4 protein-coding genes and 1 pseudogene are annotated in these 4,405 nt (G+C 60.3%); all 5 read left to right on the top strand.

Going from position 1 to position 4,405, the window contains the following annotated elements; genetic code table 11:
* Window positions 1-230 precede the first annotated feature (230 nt).
* The 5 genes and pseudogenes from oscA to IQK56_RS02290 all read left to right on the top strand — a co-directional run bounded on the left by oscA (window position 231) and on the right by IQK56_RS02290 (window position 4,255).
* Window positions 231-412: pseudogene (gene oscA, locus IQK56_RS02310) on the top strand (sulfur starvation response protein OscA).
* Window positions 413-478: 66 nt separating this feature from the next.
* Window positions 479-1,489, top strand: coding sequence for a sulfate ABC transporter substrate-binding protein (locus IQK56_RS02305; protein ID WP_122307448.1), 1,011 nt, complete (start codon window positions 479-481; stop codon window positions 1,487-1,489).
* Window positions 1,490-1,566: 77 nt separating this feature from the next.
* On the top strand, window positions 1,567-2,385 hold the full coding sequence (gene cysT, locus IQK56_RS02300; protein ID WP_064450147.1) for a sulfate ABC transporter permease subunit CysT: 819 nt from the start codon (window positions 1,567-1,569) through the stop codon (window positions 2,383-2,385).
* Between the two features lie 13 nt (window positions 2,386-2,398).
* Entirely contained in the window at window positions 2,399-3,271 is an 873-nt protein-coding gene (cysW, locus tag IQK56_RS02295; protein ID WP_122307449.1) for a sulfate ABC transporter permease subunit CysW, read from the top strand.
* Between the two features lie 3 nt (window positions 3,272-3,274).
* Window positions 3,275-4,255: a sulfate/molybdate ABC transporter ATP-binding protein gene (locus tag IQK56_RS02290; protein ID WP_122307450.1), complete on the top strand. Its 981-nt coding sequence runs from the start codon at window positions 3,275-3,277 to the stop codon at window positions 4,253-4,255.
* The last annotated feature ends 150 nt before the right edge of the window (window positions 4,256-4,405 follow it).

Below are 4,405 nucleotides of genomic sequence, written 5' to 3'. Positions count from 1 at the left end.
GTCACAGAGTTTGTTGACTGAAAGACCGCCATCGGGGGCAAGCCCCTCCCACATTTGGATATGTGCACGGCTTAACCCCTGCGCAACCTCGCGCCCCAGCAGAAAATTCTTTCTGGTTATATAAACATTCTTAAATAGTATTTTTAAGAATATCCGCGCTTATCTACTATCGCCCTACGCCGCAAGCAGTGCCGCCACTGCGAGGCACTATTCATTTCAGGAGCGAGACCATGAGCGCATCTCTACGTAGCGTCGACGGCCAGGACGAAGCAGCCATTTGCGTGAGATCCAGAGCGCCCTGCGCGATCTGCGGTTTGGCGCGGTGGAAATCACTGTGCATAACGCCCAAGTGGTACAGATCGAACGCAAGGAAAAATTCCGTCTGCAGAACCCGGGTAACAAACCGAGCTAAGCAACCACGGCGATAGACCCCGTCACTATAAGAAAAAGCCAACACCCAAGAATTCTAGGAGCTTCTATGTCGTCGATTCGCCGTTACGCCCTGGCCGCCCTGGCCAGCGCCGTGTTTGCAGGTTCCGCTGTTGCCAAGGACTACGAGTTGCTCAACGTCTCGTACGACCCTACCCGTGAGCTGTACCAGGATTACAACGCTGAGTTCACCAACTTCTGGAAACAGTCCCACCCAGGCGACACCGTGAAGATCCAGCAATCCCACGGTGGCTCGGGCAAGCAGGGCCGCGCTGTGATCGACGGCCTGCGCGCCGACGTAGTGACCCTGGCCCTGGCCGGCGACATCGACGAAATCGCCAAACTGGCCAAGACCCTGCCGGAAAACTGGCAGACCCGCCTGCCGGATGCGAGCACCCCGTACACCTCGACCATCGTGTTCCTGGTGCGCAAGGGCAACCCTAAAGGCATCAAGGACTGGGGCGACCTGATCAAGAAAGACGTGTCGGTGATCACGCCAAACCCGAAAACCTCCGGCGGTGCGCGCTGGAACTTCCTCGCCGCCTGGGCCTACGGCCTCAAATCCGGTGGCAGCGAAGCCAAGGCCCAGGAATACGTGAAAGAACTGTTCAAGCACGTGCCGATCCTCGACACCGGTGCACGCGGTTCGACCATCACCTTCGTCAACAACGGTCAGGGTGACGTGTTGCTGGCCTGGGAAAACGAAGCCTTCCTGGCGCTGAAAGAAGACGGCGGTGCCGACAAGTTCGACATCGTTGTACCGTCCCTGTCGATCCTCGCGGAGCCGCCAGTGGCCGTGGTCGACAAGAATGCCGAGAAAAAGGGCAACACCGAGATCGCTACCGAATACCTGAAACACCTGTACAGCCCGGCTGGCCAGGAGATTGCGGCCAAGAACTTCTACCGCCCACGCGATGCAAAAGTGGCCGCCAAATACGCCCAGCAGTTCCCGAAACTGGACCTGGTGACTATCGACAAAGACTTCGGCGGCTGGAAAACTGCCCAACCGAAATTCTTTAACGACGGTGGCGTGTTCGACCAGATCTACACGGCGCAGTAAGCCGAGCAACAACCCGCCCACAGAGCCCGCATTCACCTGCGGGTTTTGTGTGTCAGTTCCGCTAACCAAGGACTCTTATGTCGCGTCGTATTTCCCCCGTCATACCCGGCTTCGGGCTGACGCTGGGCTACACCGTGGTGTACCTCAGCCTGATCGTACTCATCCCCCTCGCGGCGATGTTTGTACACGCCGCTCAACTTACCTGGGATCAGTTCTGGGCCATCATCTCTGCACCGCGTGTGTTGGCGGCGTTGAAGTTGAGCTTCAGCACCGCGCTCTACGCCGCGCTGATCAACGGTGTCATCGGCACGCTGCTGGCCTGGGTGCTGGTGCGCTATACCTTCCCCGGCCGCAAGATCATCGATGCGATGATCGACCTGCCGTTCGCCCTGCCCACCGCCGTGGCCGGTATCGCGCTGACCGCGCTGTACACACCGACCGGCCTGGTCGGCCAGTTCGCCGCTGACCTGGGCTTCAAGATCGCCTACTCGCCGCTGGGTATCACCCTGGCGCTGACCTTCGTGACCCTGCCGTTCGTGGTGCGCACGGTGCAGCCGGTACTCGCCGATATCCCCCGGGAAATCGAAGAAGCCGCCGCCTGCCTGGGCGCCAAGCCGTTGCAGGTGTTCCGCTACATCCTCGTTCCCGCGCTGCTGCCCGCCTGGCTGACCGGCTTCGCCCTGGCGTTTGCCCGTGGCGTCGGTGAGTACGGTTCGGTGATCTTCATCGCCGGCAACATGCCGATGAAAACCGAGATCCTGCCGCTGCTGATCATGGTCAAGCTTGACCAGTACGACTACCGCGGCGCCACCTCCATTGGCGTGTTGATGCTGGTGGTTTCCTTTGTCCTGCTGCTGCTGATCAACTTGTTGCAGCGGCGCATCGAACGTCCATAAGGAGGCGCGGAACATGTCCCAATCGTCTATTTCCGCCGCGTCCTCGGCCAATGCCGCCCGGCGTGGCAGTGCGGTGTCGCGACGCATCCTGATCAGCCTTGGTTGGCTGGTGTTTTTCCTGTTCCTGTTGCTGCCGCTGTTTATCGTGGTGTCCCAGGGCCTGAAGAACGGCCTGGGTACGTTCTTTAGCGCAATCCTGGAGCCCGACGCCCTGTCGGCGTTGAAACTCACGGTGATCGCCGTATTGATCTCGGTGCCGCTCAACCTGGTGTTCGGCGTCAGCGCCGCCTGGTGCGTGAGCAAGTACTCGTTCCGTGGCAAAAGCATCCTGGTGACGCTGATCGACTTGCCGTTCTCGGTTTCACCGGTGATCGCGGGCCTGGTGTACGTGTTGATGTTCGGCGCGCAAGGCTTCTTCGGCCCGTGGTTGCAGGAGCACGACATCCAGATCGTGTTCGCCCTGCCGGGCATCGTGCTGGCGACCATCTTTGTCACCGTGCCGTTCGTGGCCCGTGAGCTGATCCCGCTGATGCAGGAGCAAGGCACCCAGGAAGAAGAGGCCGCACGCCTGCTTGGGGCCAATGGCTGGCAGATGTTCTGGCATGTCACCGTGCCGAACATCAAATGGGGCCTGATCTACGGCGTGGTGCTGTGTACCGCGCGGGCCATGGGTGAGTTCGGCGCGGTGTCGGTGGTGTCCGGCCACATCCGCGGCGTGACCAACACCTTGCCGCTGCACGTCGAGATTCTCTACAACGAATACAACCACGTTGCCGCGTTTGCGGTGGCCAGCCTGTTGCTGATCCTGGCGCTCTTCATCCTGCTGCTCAAGCAGTGGAGCGAGAACCGTATCAACCGCCTGCGCAAAAGCGCCGGTGAGGAATAAGTCATGTCGATCGAAGTCCGTAATGTCAGCAAGAACTTCAACGCCTTCAAGGCCCTGAACAGCATCAACCTGGACATCCAGAGTGGCGAGCTGGTGGCGTTGCTGGGCCCGTCCGGCTGCGGCAAGACCACTTTGCTGCGCATCATTGCCGGCCTGGAAACCCCGGATGACGGCAGCATCGTGTTCCACGGTGAAGACGTCTCCGGCCACGATGTGCGTGATCGCAACGTCGGGTTTGTGTTCCAGCACTACGCGCTGTTCCGCCACATGACCGTGTTCGACAACGTCGCGTTCGGCCTGCGCATGAAGCCCAAGAACCAGCGCCCGAATGAAACCCAGATCGCGGCCAAGGTTCACGAATTGCTGAACATGGTGCAGCTCGATTGGCTGTCTGATCGTTACCCGGAACAGCTCTCCGGCGGTCAGCGCCAACGTATCGCCCTGGCCCGCGCCCTGGCGGTCGAGCCCAAAGTGCTGCTGCTGGACGAACCCTTCGGCGCCCTCGACGCCAAAGTGCGTAAAGAACTGCGCCGCTGGCTGGCGCGCCTGCACGAAGACATCAACCTGACCTCGGTGTTCGTGACCCACGACCAGGAAGAGGCCATGGAAGTCGCCGACCGTATCGTGGTGATGAACAAGGGCGTGATCGAGCAGATCGGCTCACCGGGTGACGTCTATGAAAACCCGGCCAGCGATTTTGTGTACCACTTCCTGGGGGACTCCAACCGCCTGCACCTGGGGGAAGACAAGCACGTACTGTTCCGTCCCCATGAAGTGTCGCTGTCGCGCCATGAACTGGAAGACCACCATGCGGCCGAGGTGCGTGATATTCGCCCGCTGGGCGCGACCACGCGGGTGACGCTGAAGGTCGAAGGCCAGCCCGAGCTGATCGAGGCCGAAGTGGTCAAGGACCACGACAGCCTGACCGGGCTGGCCCGTGGCGAGACCCTGTTCTTCAAACCCAAGGTCTGGCAAAAAGCCTAAGAGTCACACCATACCCAATGTAAAAATGGGGCCAATGTGGGAGGGGCGGTGCGACGATTCGAACTTGCCCCCGATGGCGATGGGTCTGAGTACATATCCGTTGGTCAGGTAACGGCCACCTAGGGTTCCGCTTTTACAGCCGGCTCACTT

The sequence above is a fragment of the Pseudomonas cyclaminis genome (assembly GCF_015163715.1).
Lineage (GTDB): Bacteria > Pseudomonadota > Gammaproteobacteria > Pseudomonadales > Pseudomonadaceae > Aquipseudomonas > Aquipseudomonas cyclaminis.
Note: the sequence above shows the minus strand (reverse complement) of the source record. Positions and strands in the feature narration are given on the sequence as shown.